Origin of the sequence: Pusillimonas sp. (assembly GCF_044464525.1) — a bacterium.
Lineage (GTDB): Bacteria > Pseudomonadota > Gammaproteobacteria > Burkholderiales > Burkholderiaceae_B > Pusillimonas.
In genome coordinates this window covers 59,993-77,309 of sequence record NZ_JBIQLE010000014.1, presented here as the reverse complement: position 1 = coordinate 77,309, position 17,317 = coordinate 59,993, and the positions used below count along the sequence as shown (strand labels likewise).

Below are 17,317 nucleotides of genomic sequence, written 5' to 3'. Positions count from 1 at the left end.
TTTGTTCCGTGCTGACTAGACCTTAGTTCTTGAACTCTGTGGCATGCAGAAATTGCGTGTGTGCAGGCGCATTTTTTGTTCTGGTCCATTCTTCTAGCATTTCGTACTTCATTTCTTCGGTTATCTGAGCAATCTTGCTGGCTGCTGCTGGATCGTTGTAGGTCAGTTCCAGGCGGTGTCCGTTGGGATCGAAGAAATAGATAGAATGAAATAGGCCGTGATCTGTTACGCCCAACACTTTTACGCCGTTGGCTTCCAGATGGGCTCGGGCAGTCATGAGCGTTTCTTGGTCTTTCACCCTAAGGGCAATATGCTGCACCCATTCAGGGGTGTTGGCGTCTTTACCCATGGGTGGCTTGGTGGGGAGCTCGAAGAAGGCCAGCACATTTTCATTTCCCGCATCAAGAAATATGTGCATGTACGGATCGGGTTCTTTGGTGGACGGCACCTGATTTTCAGCAAAAGCCAGTAGAAAATCCATATTCAGATTTTTTTTGTACCACTCGACGGTTTCTTTGGCATCGTTGCACCGGTAGGCCACGTGGTGGATCTTTTCTATTTGAAAAGTCATGGTTGTCTCCTTTGTGTACGGCTATGCAGCATCAGGTTGATTTTCAGGCTGGGCCTGTTCAAACGCTGCCATAGGTTGGCATTGATGGTGTATACGCAAAATAGTGGAATAGTCAGACAAGTCTAGTTTGTAGCGATAGGCGTTGTATACCTGTGGAATAAGGCAACAATCAGCGATCGTTGGCTTGTCGCCAACGCAAAACTCACCTGAAGAATTAGCTAATAATTTTTCAAGTGCCCTAAAACCAGTATGTATCCAGTTCGCATACCACTCGGTTACCTGGTTTTTTTGGCTAGTTAGTTCTTGATTAAGGTAATTAAGAACCCGTAAATTATTCAGTGGATGTATGTCGCTGGCGATAAGCTGGGCTAAGGCCCGAGCCTGTGCCTTTGCTTTGGTGCTTGTTGGCAACAAAGCCACCCTGTCGGGGTAGGCTTCTTCGAGGTATTCCATTATTGCCATCGATTGCGTCAGTACAGTATCACCGTCAACCAGGGTGGGTACAAGTTCTGATGGGTTTAAGCGCACGTACCGCTCTGCGTGTTGCTCACCGCCATTACGCACCAAATGCACCGGCTTGTACGTATACGGAATCTGCTTAATATTAAGCGCGATTCGTACGCGGTAAGCGGCTGAACTTCTGAAGTAGCTGTATAGCACTAGCATTTTTGGCTACCGTTTTAAACGCTGGTTGCAGGCAATACCTTGCCACGCACTTCACCAAAGCCAACCCTTATGCCATCTTTCTGGCAGTGGCCTCGCATAATGATGGTGTCGCCGTCTTCGATGAAGTATCGGGTCTGGCCGCTATCCAGTGTTAACGGTTTAGTCATGTTCCAGGTAATTTCAAGCAGACTTCCATAAGACGATTTTTCTGCACCAGAAATAGTGCCCGAACCCATTAAATCGCCCACGTTTACATTGCAGCCACTGACCGTATGATGAGTAAGTTGCTGCGTCATGGTCCAATACATGTACTTGTAATTGGTGTCGCAAATAACCGTTTCCTGGCCGTCAACGCTGAGCGCCACCTGCAGATTGATATCGTAATTATTGTTCTGTGATTCAACCAAATAAGGCAAAGGTTGCGGTTCTTGCTTGGTGGGCTTACAACGGAACGGCTGCAAGGCTTCCATTGTTACTACCCAAGGGGATATGGATGTGCCAAAGGTTTTGGCATTGAAAGGCCCAAGGGGCACGTATTCCCACTGCTGGATATCACGCGCAGACCAATCGTTTAGCAAAACCATGCCAAATATATAGTCGTGTGCTTGGTCTATAGGAATAGGTTCGCCAAGAGTCGTGGGCTGGCCAACGATAAAGCCTGTTTCTAGCTCGAAATCAAGTTTCTTGCAGGCTGCAAGTACCGGGCGGTCGGTGTCAGGAGATTTAATTTGGCCGTTGGGGCGTACGATATCTGTTCCGCTTACGACAACCGAGCTTGCCCTGCCGTTATATCCTACAGGTAGTTCGGTCCAGTTGGGCATTAATGCGTTTTCAGGCCCCCTAAACATACTGCCAACATTAAAGGCATGTTCCCTAGAGGAATAGAAGTCTGTGTATCCTGGCACGTGCACTGGCAGGTGCATACGTGCGTCAGCCTGCTTCACCAATGCTACGTTTAATAGCTCAGGGTTGTCGCGCAGTTCGGGGTTGTTTTTATCTAGTAGCTGTTGCAAGCGTTGACGGGTTTCTTGCCAGACTTTTCGCCCCAATGAAATGAAATCATTTAAGGTGTCGTGGTTGAAGACAGTGGCACCAGTTATCGGCAAAAGACCCTTGGATTCAAGAACACTTAAATCTAATATGTATTCACCAATTGCCACACCCACCCGCGGCGGTTTACTGGCATAACTAAAGATGCCATAGGGTAAATTGTGTATTGAAAAGTCACTATCGGGTGCTATTTCTAGAAAGCATTCATTGGTGGCCATGTAATTTCCTAAACGTATCAGCGCTTGAGTACAACGCGTTTAGTATCTTGTGGAATCAATGGTATACATGAGTTATTCATGAGACAAACAATTTTTATCTATGCATTTATAAGTTTTACCGATGAATATAACGCTACGACAGCTTAGGGCTTTCTTGGTAGTCCACCATGCAGGCAGCTTCACCAAAGCAGCCCAAGAGCTTCATTTGACGCAATCCGCGTTAAGCAGCCTTATCAAAGAACTGGAAAGCAATCTAGACATGAGGCTCTTTGACCGAACAACGCGCCAGCTAGAGATCTCGGAAAGTGGGAAAAATATATTGCCAGCCGCTGTGCGCGTTTTGAATGAAATGAATGCCATGCACGACGAAATAGCACGGCTGAAGAACCTTGAGCAGGGCAAGGTGCGTATCGCGATTACTCAGCAGTTGGCATCAACCACATTGCCCGGCATGATTGCCGACTTTAACGCTAGCTATCCTAATATCAAGGTCAGTGTTAGAGATTGCGGTGTCGAAATGGTTCAGCAGTGCGTGCTAGATGCAACCGTTGACATAGGGATAGGGCCCGAGCGCGAGCTAAGCCATGGTTTAACCCAAGAACTCCTGTTTTCGCTGCCATTTCATATTGTGGCCCCGCCCGACCATCCTTTAGCCAAACTACCGGAAGTAACCTGGAAACACTTGAAGAATGAAGATTTGATCACTTTAAGTGGTTCATTTACCGAGCTGCTGTCTGATGATTTGCTGCGACGTTCTGCCGCCCACTTGCTGAATGCCAAATACAAAGTCAGCTTTATGTCTACCGCTCTTAGCATGGTCCAACACGGTTTAGGCGTAACGTTATGCTTGCCCTATGTGCACGAATGGGTCACACAAAACAAGTTATTGATGTTGCCTATAAAAAATCCGGAAATCCACCGAAAATTTTACTTGTACAGCCGTAAAAACCGAGTTCATTCCCCCGCCGTCGAGCAATTCATTAAGCTGTTCAGCAGCAAAATAAAGACCCTAGATTACGGCCAGGACACGGACGTTTCGCGTGCTAACTGATGACACATCTGGCCCCTTACTGCAAATAGACACAATGTTTGTTTGTGCGTGCTCGGATGGGCGTTAGGCGATATCCTGGACGCCGTGCTTTTCTACTACAGTTAATAGGCGCAAGAATTTTTTCCCTCATAACGAGCTCCATGGGCGACGCCCTCATGGATGATAAGGCTGCCTTGCGATTTGCACGGTATTTTGGCGGATTATGAAGAAGAGTTTTACGCAAGGCTCGATACCCAGGGTCTTGGCATCGTTCTCGCTTCCCATTCTGTTGACCAACATCTTGCAGGCATCGATGCTTTTCATCAACAGCTTGTGGGTGGGCAACCTGCTGGGAAGCACGGCATTTGGCGCGGTCACGGTGGCGACGACCATTCTGGTCATGGTGCTGGCTTTTGTCATTGGCATCAACAACGCGACCCTGACGATTTTTGCTCAGCTCAAAGGAGCCGGTGACGACGAAAAAGTCAAAATATACCTGAGTGCTTTTGTCGTCATTTTGTTTGCATTATCGTTGCTCATAAGTGTTACCGGCTTTGCGTTTTCCGAGCCGCTGTTGATGCTGATGAACACGCCGCCCTCGTTGATGGCTGCGGCAAAGACCTATCTGCAAATCAATTTCGCTGGTACCGTGCTGCTGGTTGGATACAACTTCATCGGTACGGCTTTGCGCGCCTTTGGAGATAGCCGAACGCCGCTGTATTTCGTTTTTCTGGCAACAGTGTTGACGGGTGTGCTTGCGCCCTTGTTCATGGGCGTTTTTCAATTGGGTGTGGCGGGTGCCGCTTTGGCCTGGCTGCTTGCGCAGTCGATCGCGTTCATAGGGAGCCTCGTCTACCTTTCGCAGAAGTTCAGGAAACATACATTCAGGCTGATGGTGCCTCGGCGGGAAGAAACCGAGACGATATTGCGCCAGGGGATTCCATCCGGCCTGCAAATGATCGTGATTTACGCCGGCATCACCGTCATCCTTTCTCTTGTGAACTCGTTGGGGGCCGCAGCGGTAGCGGGGTTTGGCGCGGCTCAGCGCCTTGACAACATCGTGCTTCTGCCGGCCGTGGCGCTGGGTACCGCCGTGAACGCGATGGCCGCCCAGAACATTGGCGCCGGCAAATGGCAGCGCGTTACGCAGATTTCTAGAGTCGGTGTGCTTTACAACCTGGTCATCATGCTTGCCGTGGCAACAATGTTGTTTATATGGGCCGAGCCCTTGGTGAGGCTGTTCATCCAGGATCCGGACAGTGTCAGTTTTGGAACAGACTACTTGAAGATCATTGCCTTCTTCTACCCTTTCATAGGGTTGAATTTCATCTTCAATAGTGTGGTGCGTGGGGCCGGAGCGATGTTGCAAGTGCTGGTGCTTAATATCATCTCATTGTGGTTGCTGCGCGTCCCGCTGGCCTATGGGGCCACCCATCTGTTCGGAGAACCTGGCGTAGCCATGGGCATGGGGGCCAGTTTTGTATTGAGCTTTTTGTTCTCCGGGGCTTACTACCGATGGGGCGGATGGAGAGACAAGAAGCTTTTTAACGCCTGACCAAGACGCCTGCATAGCTGACTTTTCATCTGCAAGTACAGCTGAGCTATCGGTCTCGTCCTTAGCTTCCTGCATGGCGCGAGAAATTTCTCTGTATTTTCCTTTGAGCTGAATTGCTGCTTCCGATCAGGTTTTTCGAGATGGGGCCGGGCCGGCGCCTTCAGCAGCCATACCCGGAATATAGCCATCGGCCATGCAGGATCGACACCGCTCCATGAAGGTTTCCACCACCCGGCGAGGCTGTTGGTCTTTGATCCAGGCCAGGCCCAGCTTCATGGGCCGATGGCGGCCTTTAAGCGGGACGTTGATGATGCGTTTGCCATCCAGCGAATGCGGCGCTCGTGGCCGGACGTTCGCCAGCGAGTATCCCACGCCGTTGGCCACCAGGGAGCGCAATACGTCGGGGCTGCTGGAGCGTGCCGCTACGGTGGGCCGGACCCCAGCCTCATGAAACAACGACAGGAAGTATTCTCGACTTAGCGGCAGGTCGAGCAATATCATGGGTCGCTTGGCCAATTCCTTGAGTGTGACTGCAGCTTTTTTCGCCAGCGGGTTTGCTTCTCCGACGATGACAAACGGGGGTAGCGAAGCCAGGGCTTCGAATGAAACCCCGGTCTCGGCAACGCTAAGATCGTAGGTGATGGCAACGTCGATCTGGGCGTTATGCAGACGCTCCATCAGCCCTTCATGATGGTCTTCACACTGGGATATCTCAACCCCCGGGTAGGCCTCGGCAAACCCCTGGCACAGTTCCGGAGCGACCATGGCGGCTAATGGGGTAAAGCAGCCCACACGCAGCGGCCCTCGGATGCCGTGCTGTGCGTTGTGAGCGATGTCATACAGATGCAATGCCTGATCAAGCGTAAGGCGAATTTGTTTGAGTACTTCAACCCCCGCCGGGGTCAGGGACAAGCCTTGCGCGTGGCGACGAACAAATAATGTAACGGAGAGTTCATTCTCGACCTGGGTAATGGCTGCAGAAATCGAGGAAGGCGAAATATGAATGTGCTCGGCAGCCTTGGCGATGCTGCCGAATTCTCCGGCCGCCAGGCAGTACTCAAGTTGACGGAACGTTAAGCGAGTGAGCATGTTGGGTACGCAGAGCCAGCTTGACGATTAGTTTTAATTATCTGCCTCGTTGTCGTAAAGGCGCGTTACAGCCGTTCGTACCGCCATACTAATTGCGATGCGATGCAGAAATTCTATCACGCACCCAAAACGCAAAAACACCGCCCGGGAACCAACCTGTTGGTTGGGCCGGACGGTGCCGATAGGGGGAAACCCGGATACTACGGACTTTACCTGTTCATAACCCTGGCCGATGGGCTAGTCGTTATAGCTGGTCCATTGGCCATCTTTTACGATACGCACTTCGATATCGACTGGTACTTCGGTCTGACCATTTTCGTCGAAGGTGGTGGTGCCCAGAACGCCCTCGTGGTTGGCGTCGCGGATGGCTTTCGAGATGGCGGCCTTGTCTTTGGCGCCCACTTTCTTGATCGTATCAAGCAGCAGGTTGGTGGCCTCGTAGGCGTACTTCGTATAGGGGCTTTGCGCTTCGCGATAGCCTTTGGCCTGGTAGGCGTCTTCCATGGCCTTGAGCTTGGGGTTGCTTTGCGCCTTGGGGACGCCGACGATAGTTCCATTGGCGGCCGGGCCGGCGATTTTGATGAGTTCGGGGTCATGGATACCGCTGATACCCAACATTGGCTGCTCCATGCCAAGTTCGACCATCTGACGGCGAACAATACCGGCTTCGGTAATGACGCCACCGAAATAAACGGCATCAGGCTGCAGACCCCTTACTTTCGTGAGAATGGCGCGGAAGTCGGTAGTGCCGACAGGGAAGCTTTCTTGAGCGACAATTTCAGCGCCCGCTTCCTTGGCAAAGGTGCCGAACCATTTCAAGTTGGCAGCACCGTAGTCACTGGTATCTGAAACAATGGCGATTTTTTTTGCGCCCAGCTCTTTGACCACCCACTCGGCCAGCGGCGTGTTCTCGTTGACCAGTGTTGGGGTGACACGAGTCGTGTTGGGCAGGTTCTGCTCGGTGATCTTCGGACTGATCGCACCCCAAACAATGAACGGCATCTGGGCTCTATGAAACACCGGCAGAGTCGCCAGTGCTACCGGGCTGTTCCAGTGGCCGGTGGTGGCGACCACGCTGCGGTCGTTGACAAGCTTGAGGGCGGCGGATACCCCGGCCTGGGGATCGGATGCGTCGTCAAGCACGACGCCTTCCACTTTGAAGGGTACTCCGTCTGTTTCATTCCATTGGTCGATGGCAAGCAGGAAGCCGTTCTTGGCGCCCAAGCCTTGCTGAGCGTTACCGCCGCTTAGCGGCCCTAGAAAGCCCAGCTTGATGGTTTCCTGGGCTTGTGCCGTGGTCCCGAAGACAGCGGCGCATGCCAGTACCGCTGCACTGACCAAGTGGCGCCGCCGCGACGGTGACTTGGGGTGGGCTGAGTATGCGTTCATTGTTAATCTCCTCTCTGTTTTATCAATATGGTCGGGCAGGGCAGAGAACCATCGCACGCCTGAAATGCATCATACATAGGGGCGAGGCTGGGCTGGTTCGCGTTTTTCGACGTAGACGATTGAAAAATGCGAAGCAGTGGCCTCGCTATTTTAGGTTTAATGGTCCCTAAAAAATAATGTTCCTTTTTGGGGCGGACAGGAGCCAACAGTATGCATGACGTGTTGTTTCAGCAACTCATCAACTGGTTGACCTTGGGATGTATCTACAGCTTGCTGGCGCTGGGTTTCAGCTTGTTGTTCGGTGTGCTTCAGGTCATACATTTCTCGCACGGAGACGTTGCCTTGGTGGCTCCGTTCGTGGCCTTGGCGTCGGTTCAAGTGCTTGCGGCCAGCTTTGGCGCGGACGCATCTTGGCTGATACTCGGCCTGGCATGTCTCGTGGCGATTGTGGCGGTGGGCGGGCTTGGCGTGGCGCTCGATAAGCTCGTCATCAGCCGGTTTCGAGATGCCCCGGCCATGATGCCGCTGGTGGCAACGGTCGCCTTGGGCATCGTGCTGCGTGAACTGATACGGCATATTTATCCCGAAGGCAGCAACCCCCACGCCTTTCCGGCCGTTGCCCAGGGCAGCATTATCACGCCGCTGGGGCCCATCCCTATGATCAGCATCGTTTCGGTTTTGATTTCCGTGGGTTTGGTTTTGCTTTTGCTTTATGTATTGCACCGTACCCCCGCGGGCATGAGGTTAAGGGCGGTATCCCAAGATCGCGAAGCGGCCCGGCTGTTCGCCATCTCTCCAAGCACTGTCTTCAGGCGCGCGTTTTTCGTCGCTTCCGCCGTGGGTGCCGTAGGCGGCATCTTCCTAGCCAGTTACGCAGGGGTGGTTCGCTTCGACTTCGGCATCCAGGCCGGCTTGATCGGATTTTCCGCGGCGGTGGTCGGAGGGCTGGGTCGTTTGGGCGGCGCCATCGTAGGCAGCCTGCTGATCGCCGCCATTGAAACTGTAGTGCAGGGCTACGTGCCCAATGGCACCTCGTATCGACTGGTCTTTGTGTTTGCGCTGGTCATTGTGGTGCTGGTGTTTCGCCCCTCGGGCCTGTTCGGTGGCACAAGAATGGAGAAGGTGTGATGGAAAAGACCCAAATTACCTCCACCGACGCAGCAAACCTTGCCAACGCGACTCAACGACTGCTCGACGTAGTCATCGTTCTGGTCCTGACACTGACCGCGGCCGTTTTGCTCTGGATGTTCTTGCTGGCCGAAAGCTGGGTCACGGTATTGGGGCTGTTGGCTCTGTTTGCCATCGCCCTGGTGTGGGTGCAGCGCCACCCTCATTTCGAGCAACGGCTTATTGCCGCGTTCAGACGCCAACGAGGGCTTGCCGTCATGACCGGCGTGATTGTGGCCCTGGTGTTCCCGTGGCTGCTTCGGGGCGACACCTATGCCATGCATCTGCTCATTATTGGAAATATTTATGCAGTGCTGGCCCTGGCGCTGAATTTTCAGCTTGGCAGCGCCAATATTCCCAACTTTGCGACCGGGGCTTCCTATGGAATCGGCGCTTATGCGTCAGCGCTGCTGGCCATACATTTTGGGGTCAGTTTCTGGCTGGGTCTGCTGGTGGCGGCTGCGGTAGCGACCACTTTCGGTTATTTGCTGGGCCTGCCCTCGATGCGCACACGAGACAGCTACCAGGCTTTGGTCACAATCGCTTTCGGCATCGTGGTGCACCAGTTGTTGATGAACCTGGAATGGACCGGCGGCGCCAACGGCCTGGTCGGCATCCCCGCTCCCACTCTGTTCGGGCATTCTTTCAATAACCCCATCGAGCTTTTTGGCCATAGCTTGCCCAGCCAAGGCAATTTCTACTATGTCTCTGTGGCCTTGGTGGGTATCGCCATCTTGTCCGCCAAGCGTCTGCACAACTCGCGCATTGGCCTGGCGTGGAACGCCCTGCGCGACGACGAAATTGCCGCGCGCGCATGCGGCATCAATGTCACTTGGTACAAGGTGCAGGCGTTCGCCGTTGACGCATTTCTAGCCGGCTTCGCCGGCACCCTGTATGCCTTTTACGTAAGCTTCATCTCGCCCGATAACTTCACCTTCCTGGTGTCGGTCACCATCATGACGATGGTGATTGCCGGCGGCATGGACAACACTCTGGGGGTGATCGTGGGCGCGCTCCTGCTGACCATGCTGCCCGAGAAGCTGCGGGCTTTCTCAGACTATCGAATCTTGTTCTACGGCGTGGTGGTGATCTTGTTCCTGATCATTCGTCCGCGCGGGATATTCCCACAGCAGGTGCGTAATCATGAACACAGCTAGTCAGCCCGTGCCCGCCGACAACAACATGGTGCTTGAGGGGCGCAAGCTGACCATGCGCTTTGGCGGGCTCGTCGCCGTTGAAGGCGTCGATATTTCCCTCAAACGCGGCGAAGTACTGGCCATCATCGGCCCTAACGGCGCCGGCAAGACAACGTTATTGAATGTCGTGACTGGTATTTACGAGCCGACGGAAGGCGAAGTGTTTCTGGAAGGGCGGCGCATCAGCGGAATGCCGGCTCATAAGATCGCGGCGGCGGGCTTGGCTCGTACTTTTCAAACCAGCCGGCTATTCGGCAGCCTCAGTGTTCTGGACAACGTCATGATCGGTATGCACACGCGCACCCGTTCCGGCGTATTGACCGTGTTGCTTCTGCCCGGGCGCTCGAAGGCAGAAATGCGCCGGGCGGCTGAACGTGCCCAAGAGCTGCTGCATAGAGTATCCCCCGACCTTTACGAGCGGCGTAATCAATTGGCCTCCAGCCTGCCCCAAGCGGACCGGCGGCGACTTGAGATCGCACGGGCTCTTGCGACCGAGCCGAAAGTGGTGCTGCTGGATGAACCTTCCAGCGGCATGGACGACCGGGACACCGATGTGCTGATCGATGATATCCGGCGGCTGCAGGAAGAGAACCCGCAGCTGAGCTTCATCATCATCGAGCATGACATGCGCTTGGTCGCGGCGTTGCCGCATCGCGTCATGGTTCTGGATTACGGTCGCAAGATCGGGGACGACGTATTCGAGGTGGTGCGCCAGTTGCCGCGTGTTCAGGAAGCTTATTTGGGAAGAAAGGTCAGCCATGCTTGAGCTTGATGCCGTCAGCACGCGTTATGGCGTGGTCAATATCTTGAATAAGGTCAGCCTGAAAGTGGCGCAGGGCAGCGTCGTGTGTCTGCTCGGGCCTAACGGGGCAGGCAAGACCACGACCTTCAAGGCGATTGCCGGCTTGTTGCCTCCGTATCACGGAAAGATCACGATATGTGGCCGCAATCTTGCCGACATCAAAACGGAGAGCCTCGCTGGTCTGGGTGTGGGGTTCGTGCCTGAGGGGCGTCGCTTGTTTCCTGAAATATCGGTCCGCGAGAATCTGCGGATCGGCTATGACGCATTGCGGCCCAAGGAAAGTTTTGAGCAGGCGCTTGAAACCGTGGTGGGAATGTTTCCACGAGTGGGAGAGCGCTTGTCCCAAGCGGCGGGCACGCTGTCGGGCGGCGAACAGGCCATGGTTGCATTGGGGCGCGTACTGATCGGCAGCCCACGCATGGTGATCATGGATGAACCCACATTAGGCCTGTCGCCAAAATTGATCGAAGAATATTTTCAAACGGTAGAGCGCATTCATAAAGAAGGCATAACCGTACTGCTGATCGAGCAAAACGCCGAAGCTGCGTTAACCGTCGCACACCATGGGTACCTGCTGCTGAAGGGCCAGATCGTGGCATCTGGTTCCGCGAAAGAGCTGCTGGGCAACGACGCGATCAAAAACCTATACCTATGAGTCCATTTGCAAATATTCCATGCGGGAAGAAGGAACAGCCATGACGCTAAAAAAAACATCGATTGATACGCTTGTAGTGGGTGGCGGCCAGGCTGGGCTGGCCATGAGCGAGCATCTTAGTGCCCAAGGCGTGTCACACGTTGTTCTGGAACGCGACCGAATCGCCGAACAATGGCGTACCGGACGCTGGGATTCGCTGGTGGCCAATGGCCCTGCCTGGCATGACCGATTTCCCGGTCTGGAGTTTGCCAACTTCGACCCCGATGGCTTCCCTTCCAAAGACGCAATTGCCGAATATTTTGAAGCGTATGCAAAGAAGTTCAATGTACCCATTCGTACGGGGGTGACGGTGGAAAAAGTCGTCCGGAACCATGGGCGCCAGGGCTTTATTGTCGATACTTCGGAAGGGCGGTACGAGGCATTGCGAGTGGTGGCTGCGACGGGCCCTTTTCAGCGCCCGGTCATTCCTCCCATTGCGCCCAAAGGCAGCGGCCTGACCCAAATACACTCAGCGCATTATCGCAACCCCGAGCAATTGCCAGAAGGGGCCATTCTGGTGGTCGGAGCAGGGTCTTCAGGTGTTCAGATCGCCGACGAATTGAATCGTGCCGGTCGCAAGGTATATCTTTCGGTGGGGCCGCACGATCGCCCGCCCCGGGCGTATCGCAATCGTGACTTTGTTTGGTGGCTGGGCGTACTTGGTCAATGGGACCAGGAAATCGCTCAACCCGGTAAAGAGCATGTCACGATCGCGGTGACGGGTGCTCACGGCGGCTACACCATCAACTTTCGCGAGCTTGGACAGCAGGGCATCACCCTCTTGGGGTTGACCCAATCGTTCGACCGCGGTGTCGTCAGGTTCAATACCGATTTGGTTGAAAACCTGAACAACGGCGATGCAAACCATTTGGCCTTGCTGGACGCAGCGGACGCCTATATTGAAAGCAATGGTCTCGACCTTCCCGAAGAGCCGCAGGCGCGGAGAGTTGTTGAAGACCCCGAGTGCGTCAGGAACCCCATTCTGGAACTCAACATGGCCGATGCGAACATTCGTACCATCATTTGGGCTACCGGCTATACGGTCGAACACCCATGGTTGCAAGTGGATGTTTTCAATGAAAACGGCAAGCCCAAGCACCAACGCGGCGTAACATCTGTGCCCGGGGTGTATTTTCTAGGCCTGCCTTGGTTGTCGCGCCGGGGCTCATCGTTTATCTGGGGCGTTTGGCACGACGCCAAGCATATCGCCGATCATATCGCCACTCAGCGCAGGTACACCGCCTATCGCGATGCCTCGCAACGCGCCGACGCCACAGCCCACCCCTAACCCTGGAATAAAGAATCATTCGAGCCTGACACGCAAGGAGACCAGCATGCCAACCCATACGCGTATCCGCATGTTTAACACCAAAGATACTTACCCCAATCAAACCTTGAATAACGATTTATGCCAGGCCGTACGCGCCGGCAACACGGTATATGTGCGCGGCCAGGTTGGAAGCGACTTCGACGGCAAGCTGGTCGGTCTGGGCGACCCGCGCGCGCAGGCCGAGCAGGCCATGAAGAACGTCAAGCAATTGCTGCTGGAGGCGGGCAGCGACCTGTCTCATATCGTCAAGACCACCACTTACCTTACCGATCCACGTTTTCGCGAGCCTGTATACCAAGAAGTCGGCAAATGGCTAAAAGGCGTGTTTCCTATTTCAACGGGGCTGGTTGTGAGTGCGCTGGGGCAGCCCGAATGGCTGATGGAGATCGATGTCATCGCGGTCATTCCCGACGGTTGGGCGCCTGAACAGTCCTAAGGAGAAAACAATGACATTTTCGATTGTGGCACGTTGCCAGCAGACCGGGCAATTGGGCATTGCCATCAGCTCTTCCAGCATCGCCGTAGGGGCCCGCTGCCCATGGGTGCGCGCCAAGGTGGGTGCTGTGGCCTCCCAGAACATCACCTTGCCCTCCTTGGGCGCACAGATACTTGATCTGCTTGAATCCGACAGCCTGGCGCCGCCGCAAGCGCTGGAACAGGCATTGGCCGCAGACGAATGGCATCAATACCGCCAAGTAGCTGTTGTAGACCACCAAGGGCGCACAGCCGTATTCACCGGTGATCAAGCGCTAGGGGTTTACAACGCGGTGGAAGGTCGGCAATGCGTCGCCGCGGGTAATTTGTTGGCCGATAAGACTGTTATCCAGGCCATGACCACCTGTTTTGAGCAGGCTTCCGGCAGCCTTGGCGATCGCCTTCTGGCGGCGATGCAGGCAGCGCTGGATGCCGGCGGCGAGGCCGGCCCAGTTCATTCGGCGGCGCTAAAAATCGTGGGCGACGTGCCTTGGCCTATTGCCGACTTGCGAGTCGATTGGGCTGATGAGCTGCCTCTCAAAGAGCTATGTAACCTCTGGGAAGCCTATAAGCCGCAAATGCAAGACTATCTCGATAGAGCGCTGAACCCTTCGCTGGCGCCTAGTTACGGAGTTCCAGGCGATGAGTAACCCCAGCAGCCGCCAGATGCTCGAACGGCTGATCAGCTTTCCCACGGTCAGTCGTGACTCCAATCTTGAGCTAATCCAGTTCATCCAGAGTTATCTGGCAGGTCTGGGAATCGGCTGTGAGCTTTTCTATAACCCCGAGCGTACCAAGGCGAACATCTTCGCCACGCTTGGCCCAGCCGAACAAGGAGGCATTGTGCTTTCCGGGCATACCGACGTGGTTCCCGTCGATGGCCAAGTCTGGACGGTCGACCCGTTTTCCCTGTCTGAGCAAGAGGGGCGTCTTTACGGGCGGGGCACCGCAGATATGAAGGGGTTCATCGCTTCGGTGCTGGCGATGGTGCCCACGTTTTTGGCCAAACCGCTTAGCCGCCCCGTGCATTTGGCGTTTTCTTATGACGAGGAAGTGGGCTGCCTGGGTGTACGATCGATGCTGTCCGAAATTGAGAAACGCAAGAACAAGCCACAGCTTTGCCTGATAGGCGAGCCGACCTCCCTGCAGCCGGTGCTGGGGCACAAGGGGAAATTGGCCGTACGTTGCAAGGTCCAGGGTGCCGCCTGTCATTCAGCGTATGCACCTCAAGGTGTAAATGCCATCGAGTACGCGGCGAAACTGGTCGGGCGACTCGGCGATATTGCCGAAGACCTGGCTCAGCCCCAGCATCACGATGATCGTTTCAATCCCCCTTTTTCCACGGTTCAGACTGGCCTGATCAAGGGCGGGCGTGCGCTGAATATCGTGCCTGCCGAATGTGAGTTTGATTTTGAAGTCCGTGCCTTGCCCGGATTCGATCCCCAGGTGGTCCCGGCTGAGCTCGCCTCGTACGCTCAAGACGAGCTGCTTCCTAAAATGCGTTCAGTTCATGCCGGCACGGATATTTCCTTCGAGCAGTTGGCCGAGTATCCCGGCTTGGCAACATCACCAGATAGTGAGGCTGCGCAGCTGCTGGCCGCACTGACGGGTTCGTCTGCATTCAGTACCGTTGCCTTTGGAAGCGAGGGCGGCCTGTTCAACCAAGCCGGTATTCCCGCCGTTATCTGTGGCCCGGGCAGCATGGATCAGGGCCACAAACCCGACGAATACCTGACCCTTGAGCAATTGGCGGCTTGCGACGCCATGCTTGCACGGCTGGCTGATTATTTGCAGGGTTCCTAAGCTCTTTATCCTTCGAGCCTGCCCTGCCTGTGGCCGGTACGTTCTGGTATAACACAAGTAGAGGGCCATCCATGAGCCCGAATCGCTGTGCGTTTCTGGGACTCACCGAACATGAACATCAAGACAGTCGATCTGAATCTATTCCTGGTGTTTCGCGCCGTTTACACGATGCGTAATGTAACCAAGGCGGGCGACTATCTAAATTTGACGCAGTCTGCTGTCAGCAATGCGCTTAAACGGCTGCGTGAACGGTTCGACGATCCTTTATTCGTCCGCACTCCCGAAGGCATGGAGCCCACGCCGCTGGCGGACGAGCTGATTTCCTTGGTGGAAGAGGGGTTGGAAAAGTTGACGCAGGCCGTCGACAAGGCGCAGCGCTTCGATGCGCCGACCTCAGCCAGGCTATTTAGAATTGCCGTTAACGATATCGGTCAGATGGTTCTGCTTCCCGGCTTTTTGAACGCCGCGCGTGAAGCGGCGCCGCTAGTCCGTTTCGAGACAGTCGGGCCGTCCAATGCAGAGGAGGCCAGAACGCTGCTTCTGGAAGGCAAGGTCGACGTTGCCCTGGGCAGCTGGCTGCCGATGGGGACGGCGTTCAAAGATCAAGTGTTGTGTAAGGAAACTTTTGTGGCGCTGGTGGGCAAGCGGCATGGTTTCAAGGGCGCCACCTTCACCTACAAGCAATATCTGGGTTCCCAGCATGTTACCTATCGGCCCAGCGGGGCAAGTGATGCCGCACTGCAAAACACCTTGTACCAAAAAGGAATTCTGGCCGAGCGTAACGTAGTATTGACCATGGCGCACGCGCTTGGCGCGGCAGATGTCGTGGCGTCCTCCGATCTGGTGCTGTCCGTGCCCCGACGTTTGGCCAGGACAGTACTCCAATCCCGTTCCGATCTATGCGAGGTGGGTTTGCCGTTTCAAGTGGGCCCGTTCTGTATTTGGCAGCAATGGCACGAACGTTACGACCTGGATTCAGCCAACCGATGGCTTCGTGAGCTGATCTACAACGCCTTCCGCGATGGGCGTGAGCTGTTTGACTAAAAGCGTCTTGCCGATCATGGGGTTCGTGATTCGTTGCTCGTAGCACTGAGGCACAAGCAGCGAAACCGGATCACCCTCATATTCACCGCAGTGATAATTGCCATCACAACAATTCGTTGGCCCTGCATTCTGCGCTCACTTATGCTTTCCTGAATTGAAATATTGCTTCGGGAGACAAGACGTAATGAGCTATATGGTGACCTTGCAGCCGAGCGGGCGACAGTTTCCTTGCTCGCCGCAGCAATCCGTATTGGGCGCGGGTTTGCAGGCCGGCGCCGGCCTTCCTTTCAGTTGCCGTTCGGGGGTTTGTCGCAGTTGTCGGGGGCGTGTCATAACCGGCCAAGTCGATGTGGGCGAAGTGCATCCAGCTTATCTGAATGACGCTGAACGCGGCCAAGGCTATGTGCACCTGTGTCAGGCAAAAGCGCTTAGCGACTGCACGATAGAAATCGAGGAGTACGACACCTCGCTGAATTTCCCGTTGCAGCAATTGCCGGTGCGCGTCATGTCGGTTGACCGGGCGGCGCCTGACGTCATGGTTTTGTCGTTAGGCCTGCCGCCGAACGAGCCACTGCGTTTTCACGCTGGCCAGTATCTGGATATCTTGCTCGATTCAGATACGCGCCGATCGTATTCGATCGCTAATGCGCCGGTGCCGGATGGCGTGCGGCAAGTATGGCTGCACGTGCGGCACATGCCTGGCGGTGAGTTTACCGAGAAAGTCTTTACCACGCTCAAAGCACGGGAAATGCTGCGTATCGAAGCTCCTATAGGGCAATTTTTCCTGGACGAAACATCGGACAAACCGGTAATCCTTCTGGCCTCCGGTACCGGCTTTGCCCCCATCAAATCCATCGTCGAGCATGCGTTGGCGCAGGGGTCCCGCCGGCCTCTTCATGTGTACTGGGGCGCACGCACGCGCATCGACCTGTATATGGATGAGCTTGCTGCGAAATGGGCCCAAGATCACGAACACATTTTCTATACGCCCGTACTTAGCAAGGCGAGTTCTACTTGCAATTGGCAAGGACGCGAGGGCCTGGTGCACCACGCCGTCATTCAAGATTATCCAAGCCTGGCGGGGCATCAGGTCTACGCCTGTGGCGCACCTGTGATGGTGGATTCGGCACGGCGCGATTTTGTCGGCAAGTGCGACCTTCCTGAACATGAGTTTCGTGCCGACGCGTTCGTCAGCGAAGCGGATAAAGCTATTACGACTCTGGAGACCAAGGACTGAAC

At 54.9% G+C, this 17,317-nt stretch carries 17 protein-coding genes; 12 read left to right on the top strand and 5 right to left on the bottom strand.

Features of this window, described 5'->3' with window-relative positions; translation table 11 throughout:
- Positions 1-22 precede the first annotated feature (22 nt).
- From ACIY1O_RS09810 to fahA, 3 genes are read right to left on the bottom strand one after another with little or no spacing between them, the layout of a single operon-like run.
- Positions 23-571: a VOC family protein gene (locus ACIY1O_RS09810; RefSeq protein ID WP_397474917.1), complete on the bottom strand. Its 549-nt coding sequence runs from the start codon at positions 569-571 to the stop codon at positions 23-25.
- A 21-nt stretch (positions 572-592) separates the two neighbouring features.
- On the bottom strand, positions 593-1,237 hold the full coding sequence (gene maiA, locus ACIY1O_RS09805) for a maleylacetoacetate isomerase (protein WP_397474916.1): 645 nt from the start codon (positions 1,235-1,237) through the stop codon (positions 593-595).
- Positions 1,238-1,251: 14 nt separating this feature from the next.
- Positions 1,252-2,505, bottom strand: a complete 1,254-nt coding sequence (fahA, locus tag ACIY1O_RS09800; protein ID WP_397474915.1) for a fumarylacetoacetase — start codon at positions 2,503-2,505, stop codon at positions 1,252-1,254.
- Positions 2,506-2,626: 121 nt separating this feature from the next.
- Between fahA and ACIY1O_RS09795 the strand changes: the two genes are divergently transcribed.
- Together ACIY1O_RS09795 and ACIY1O_RS09790 are read left to right on the top strand one after the other, a co-directional pair.
- Positions 2,627-3,556: a LysR family transcriptional regulator gene (locus tag ACIY1O_RS09795; protein WP_397474914.1), complete on the top strand. Its 930-nt coding sequence runs from the start codon at positions 2,627-2,629 to the stop codon at positions 3,554-3,556.
- Positions 3,557-3,758: 202 nt separating this feature from the next.
- Positions 3,759-5,090 (top strand): MATE family efflux transporter, encoded by a 1,332-nt coding sequence (locus ACIY1O_RS09790; protein ID WP_397474913.1) that lies wholly within the window; start codon positions 3,759-3,761, stop codon positions 5,088-5,090.
- A gap of 126 nt (positions 5,091-5,216) precedes the next feature.
- On the opposite strand, the gene ACIY1O_RS09785 is transcribed toward ACIY1O_RS09790, so the two are convergent.
- Positions 5,217-6,179, bottom strand: coding sequence for a LysR family transcriptional regulator (locus tag ACIY1O_RS09785; protein ID WP_397474912.1), 963 nt, complete (start codon positions 6,177-6,179; stop codon positions 5,217-5,219).
- A gap of 237 nt (positions 6,180-6,416) precedes the next feature.
- A complete protein-coding gene (locus tag ACIY1O_RS09780) occupies positions 6,417-7,568 on the bottom strand; it encodes a branched-chain amino acid ABC transporter substrate-binding protein (RefSeq protein ID WP_397474911.1) in 1,152 nt (383 codons plus the stop codon).
- Positions 7,569-7,778: 210 nt separating this feature from the next.
- Here ACIY1O_RS09780 and ACIY1O_RS09775 point away from each other — a divergent pair, with 210 nt between their 5' ends.
- The 10 genes from ACIY1O_RS09775 to ACIY1O_RS09730 all read left to right on the top strand — a co-directional run bounded on the left by ACIY1O_RS09775 (position 7,779) and on the right by ACIY1O_RS09730 (position 17,315).
- The gene (locus ACIY1O_RS09775) at positions 7,779-8,696 is read left to right on the top strand and encodes a branched-chain amino acid ABC transporter permease (protein WP_397474910.1); all 918 of its coding nucleotides are present in this window, start codon (positions 7,779-7,781) and stop codon (positions 8,694-8,696) included.
- A complete protein-coding gene (locus ACIY1O_RS09770; protein WP_397474909.1) occupies positions 8,696-9,892 on the top strand; it encodes a branched-chain amino acid ABC transporter permease in 1,197 nt (398 codons plus the stop codon). The genes ACIY1O_RS09775 and ACIY1O_RS09770 overlap by 1 nt, the downstream gene beginning before the upstream one ends.
- Positions 9,879-10,697 carry an ABC transporter ATP-binding protein gene (locus tag ACIY1O_RS09765; protein WP_397474908.1) on the top strand — a complete coding sequence of 273 codons (819 nt, stop codon included), beginning with the start codon at positions 9,879-9,881 and terminating at the stop codon, positions 10,695-10,697. The genes ACIY1O_RS09770 and ACIY1O_RS09765 overlap by 14 nt, the downstream gene beginning before the upstream one ends.
- The gene (locus tag ACIY1O_RS09760) at positions 10,690-11,388 is read left to right on the top strand and encodes an ABC transporter ATP-binding protein (RefSeq protein ID WP_397474907.1); all 699 of its coding nucleotides are present in this window, start codon (positions 10,690-10,692) and stop codon (positions 11,386-11,388) included. Before ACIY1O_RS09765 ends, ACIY1O_RS09760 begins: the two co-directional genes overlap by 8 nt.
- 40 nt (positions 11,389-11,428) lie before the next feature.
- Positions 11,429-12,715: a flavin-containing monooxygenase gene (locus ACIY1O_RS09755; RefSeq protein ID WP_397474906.1), complete on the top strand. Its 1,287-nt coding sequence runs from the start codon at positions 11,429-11,431 to the stop codon at positions 12,713-12,715.
- 46 nt (positions 12,716-12,761) lie between these two features.
- Positions 12,762-13,193 (top strand): RidA family protein, encoded by a 432-nt coding sequence (locus ACIY1O_RS09750; protein WP_397474905.1) that lies wholly within the window; start codon positions 12,762-12,764, stop codon positions 13,191-13,193.
- A 10-nt stretch (positions 13,194-13,203) separates the two neighbouring features.
- Positions 13,204-13,881, top strand: a complete 678-nt coding sequence (locus tag ACIY1O_RS09745) for a DUF1028 domain-containing protein (RefSeq protein WP_397474904.1) — start codon at positions 13,204-13,206, stop codon at positions 13,879-13,881.
- On the top strand, positions 13,874-15,034 hold the full coding sequence (gene argE / locus ACIY1O_RS09740; protein ID WP_397474903.1) for an acetylornithine deacetylase: 1,161 nt from the start codon (positions 13,874-13,876) through the stop codon (positions 15,032-15,034). Before ACIY1O_RS09745 ends, argE begins: the two co-directional genes overlap by 8 nt.
- Before the next feature lie 111 nt (positions 15,035-15,145).
- On the top strand, positions 15,146-16,078 hold the full coding sequence (locus ACIY1O_RS09735; protein WP_397474902.1) for a LysR family transcriptional regulator: 933 nt from the start codon (positions 15,146-15,148) through the stop codon (positions 16,076-16,078).
- A gap of 184 nt (positions 16,079-16,262) precedes the next feature.
- Complete coding sequence (locus tag ACIY1O_RS09730; protein ID WP_397474901.1) at positions 16,263-17,315, top strand: CDP-6-deoxy-delta-3,4-glucoseen reductase; 1,053 nt, start codon at positions 16,263-16,265, stop codon at positions 17,313-17,315.
- Positions 17,316-17,317: the final 2 nt, after the last annotated feature.

Bases quoted from the DNA above. Each gene is read 5' to 3' on its own strand.
- ACIY1O_RS09790 (WP_397474913.1), top strand. From the start codon at position 3,759: ATGAAGAAGAGTTTTACGCAAGGCTCGATACCCAGGGTCTTGGCATCG.
- ACIY1O_RS09795 (WP_397474914.1), top strand. From the start codon at position 2,627: ATGAATATAACGCTACGACAGCTTAGGGCTTTCTTGGTAGTCCACCAT.
- ACIY1O_RS09780 (WP_397474911.1), bottom strand. From the start codon at position 7,568: ATGAACGCATACTCAGCCCACCCCAAGTCACCGTCGCGGCGGCGCCAC.
- argE (WP_397474903.1), top strand. From the start codon at position 13,874: ATGAGTAACCCCAGCAGCCGCCAGATGCTCGAACGGCTGATCAGCTTT.
- ACIY1O_RS09760 (WP_397474907.1), top strand. From the start codon at position 10,690: ATGCTTGAGCTTGATGCCGTCAGCACGCGTTATGGCGTGGTCAATATC.
- ACIY1O_RS09755 (WP_397474906.1), top strand. From the start codon at position 11,429: ATGACGCTAAAAAAAACATCGATTGATACGCTTGTAGTGGGTGGCGGC.
- fahA (WP_397474915.1), bottom strand. From the start codon at position 2,505: ATGGCCACCAATGAATGCTTTCTAGAAATAGCACCCGATAGTGACTTT.
- ACIY1O_RS09745 (WP_397474904.1), top strand. From the start codon at position 13,204: ATGACATTTTCGATTGTGGCACGTTGCCAGCAGACCGGGCAATTGGGC.
- ACIY1O_RS09810 (WP_397474917.1), bottom strand. From the start codon at position 571: ATGACTTTTCAAATAGAAAAGATCCACCACGTGGCCTACCGGTGCAAC.
- ACIY1O_RS09750 (WP_397474905.1), top strand. From the start codon at position 12,762: ATGCCAACCCATACGCGTATCCGCATGTTTAACACCAAAGATACTTAC.
- maiA (WP_397474916.1), bottom strand. From the start codon at position 1,237: ATGCTAGTGCTATACAGCTACTTCAGAAGTTCAGCCGCTTACCGCGTA.
- ACIY1O_RS09735 (WP_397474902.1), top strand. From the start codon at position 15,146: ATGAACATCAAGACAGTCGATCTGAATCTATTCCTGGTGTTTCGCGCC.
- ACIY1O_RS09770 (WP_397474909.1), top strand. From the start codon at position 8,696: ATGGAAAAGACCCAAATTACCTCCACCGACGCAGCAAACCTTGCCAAC.
- ACIY1O_RS09785 (WP_397474912.1), bottom strand. From the start codon at position 6,179: ATGCTCACTCGCTTAACGTTCCGTCAACTTGAGTACTGCCTGGCGGCC.
- ACIY1O_RS09730 (WP_397474901.1), top strand. From the start codon at position 16,263: ATGAGCTATATGGTGACCTTGCAGCCGAGCGGGCGACAGTTTCCTTGC.
- ACIY1O_RS09775 (WP_397474910.1), top strand. From the start codon at position 7,779: ATGCATGACGTGTTGTTTCAGCAACTCATCAACTGGTTGACCTTGGGA.
- ACIY1O_RS09765 (WP_397474908.1), top strand. From the start codon at position 9,879: ATGAACACAGCTAGTCAGCCCGTGCCCGCCGACAACAACATGGTGCTT.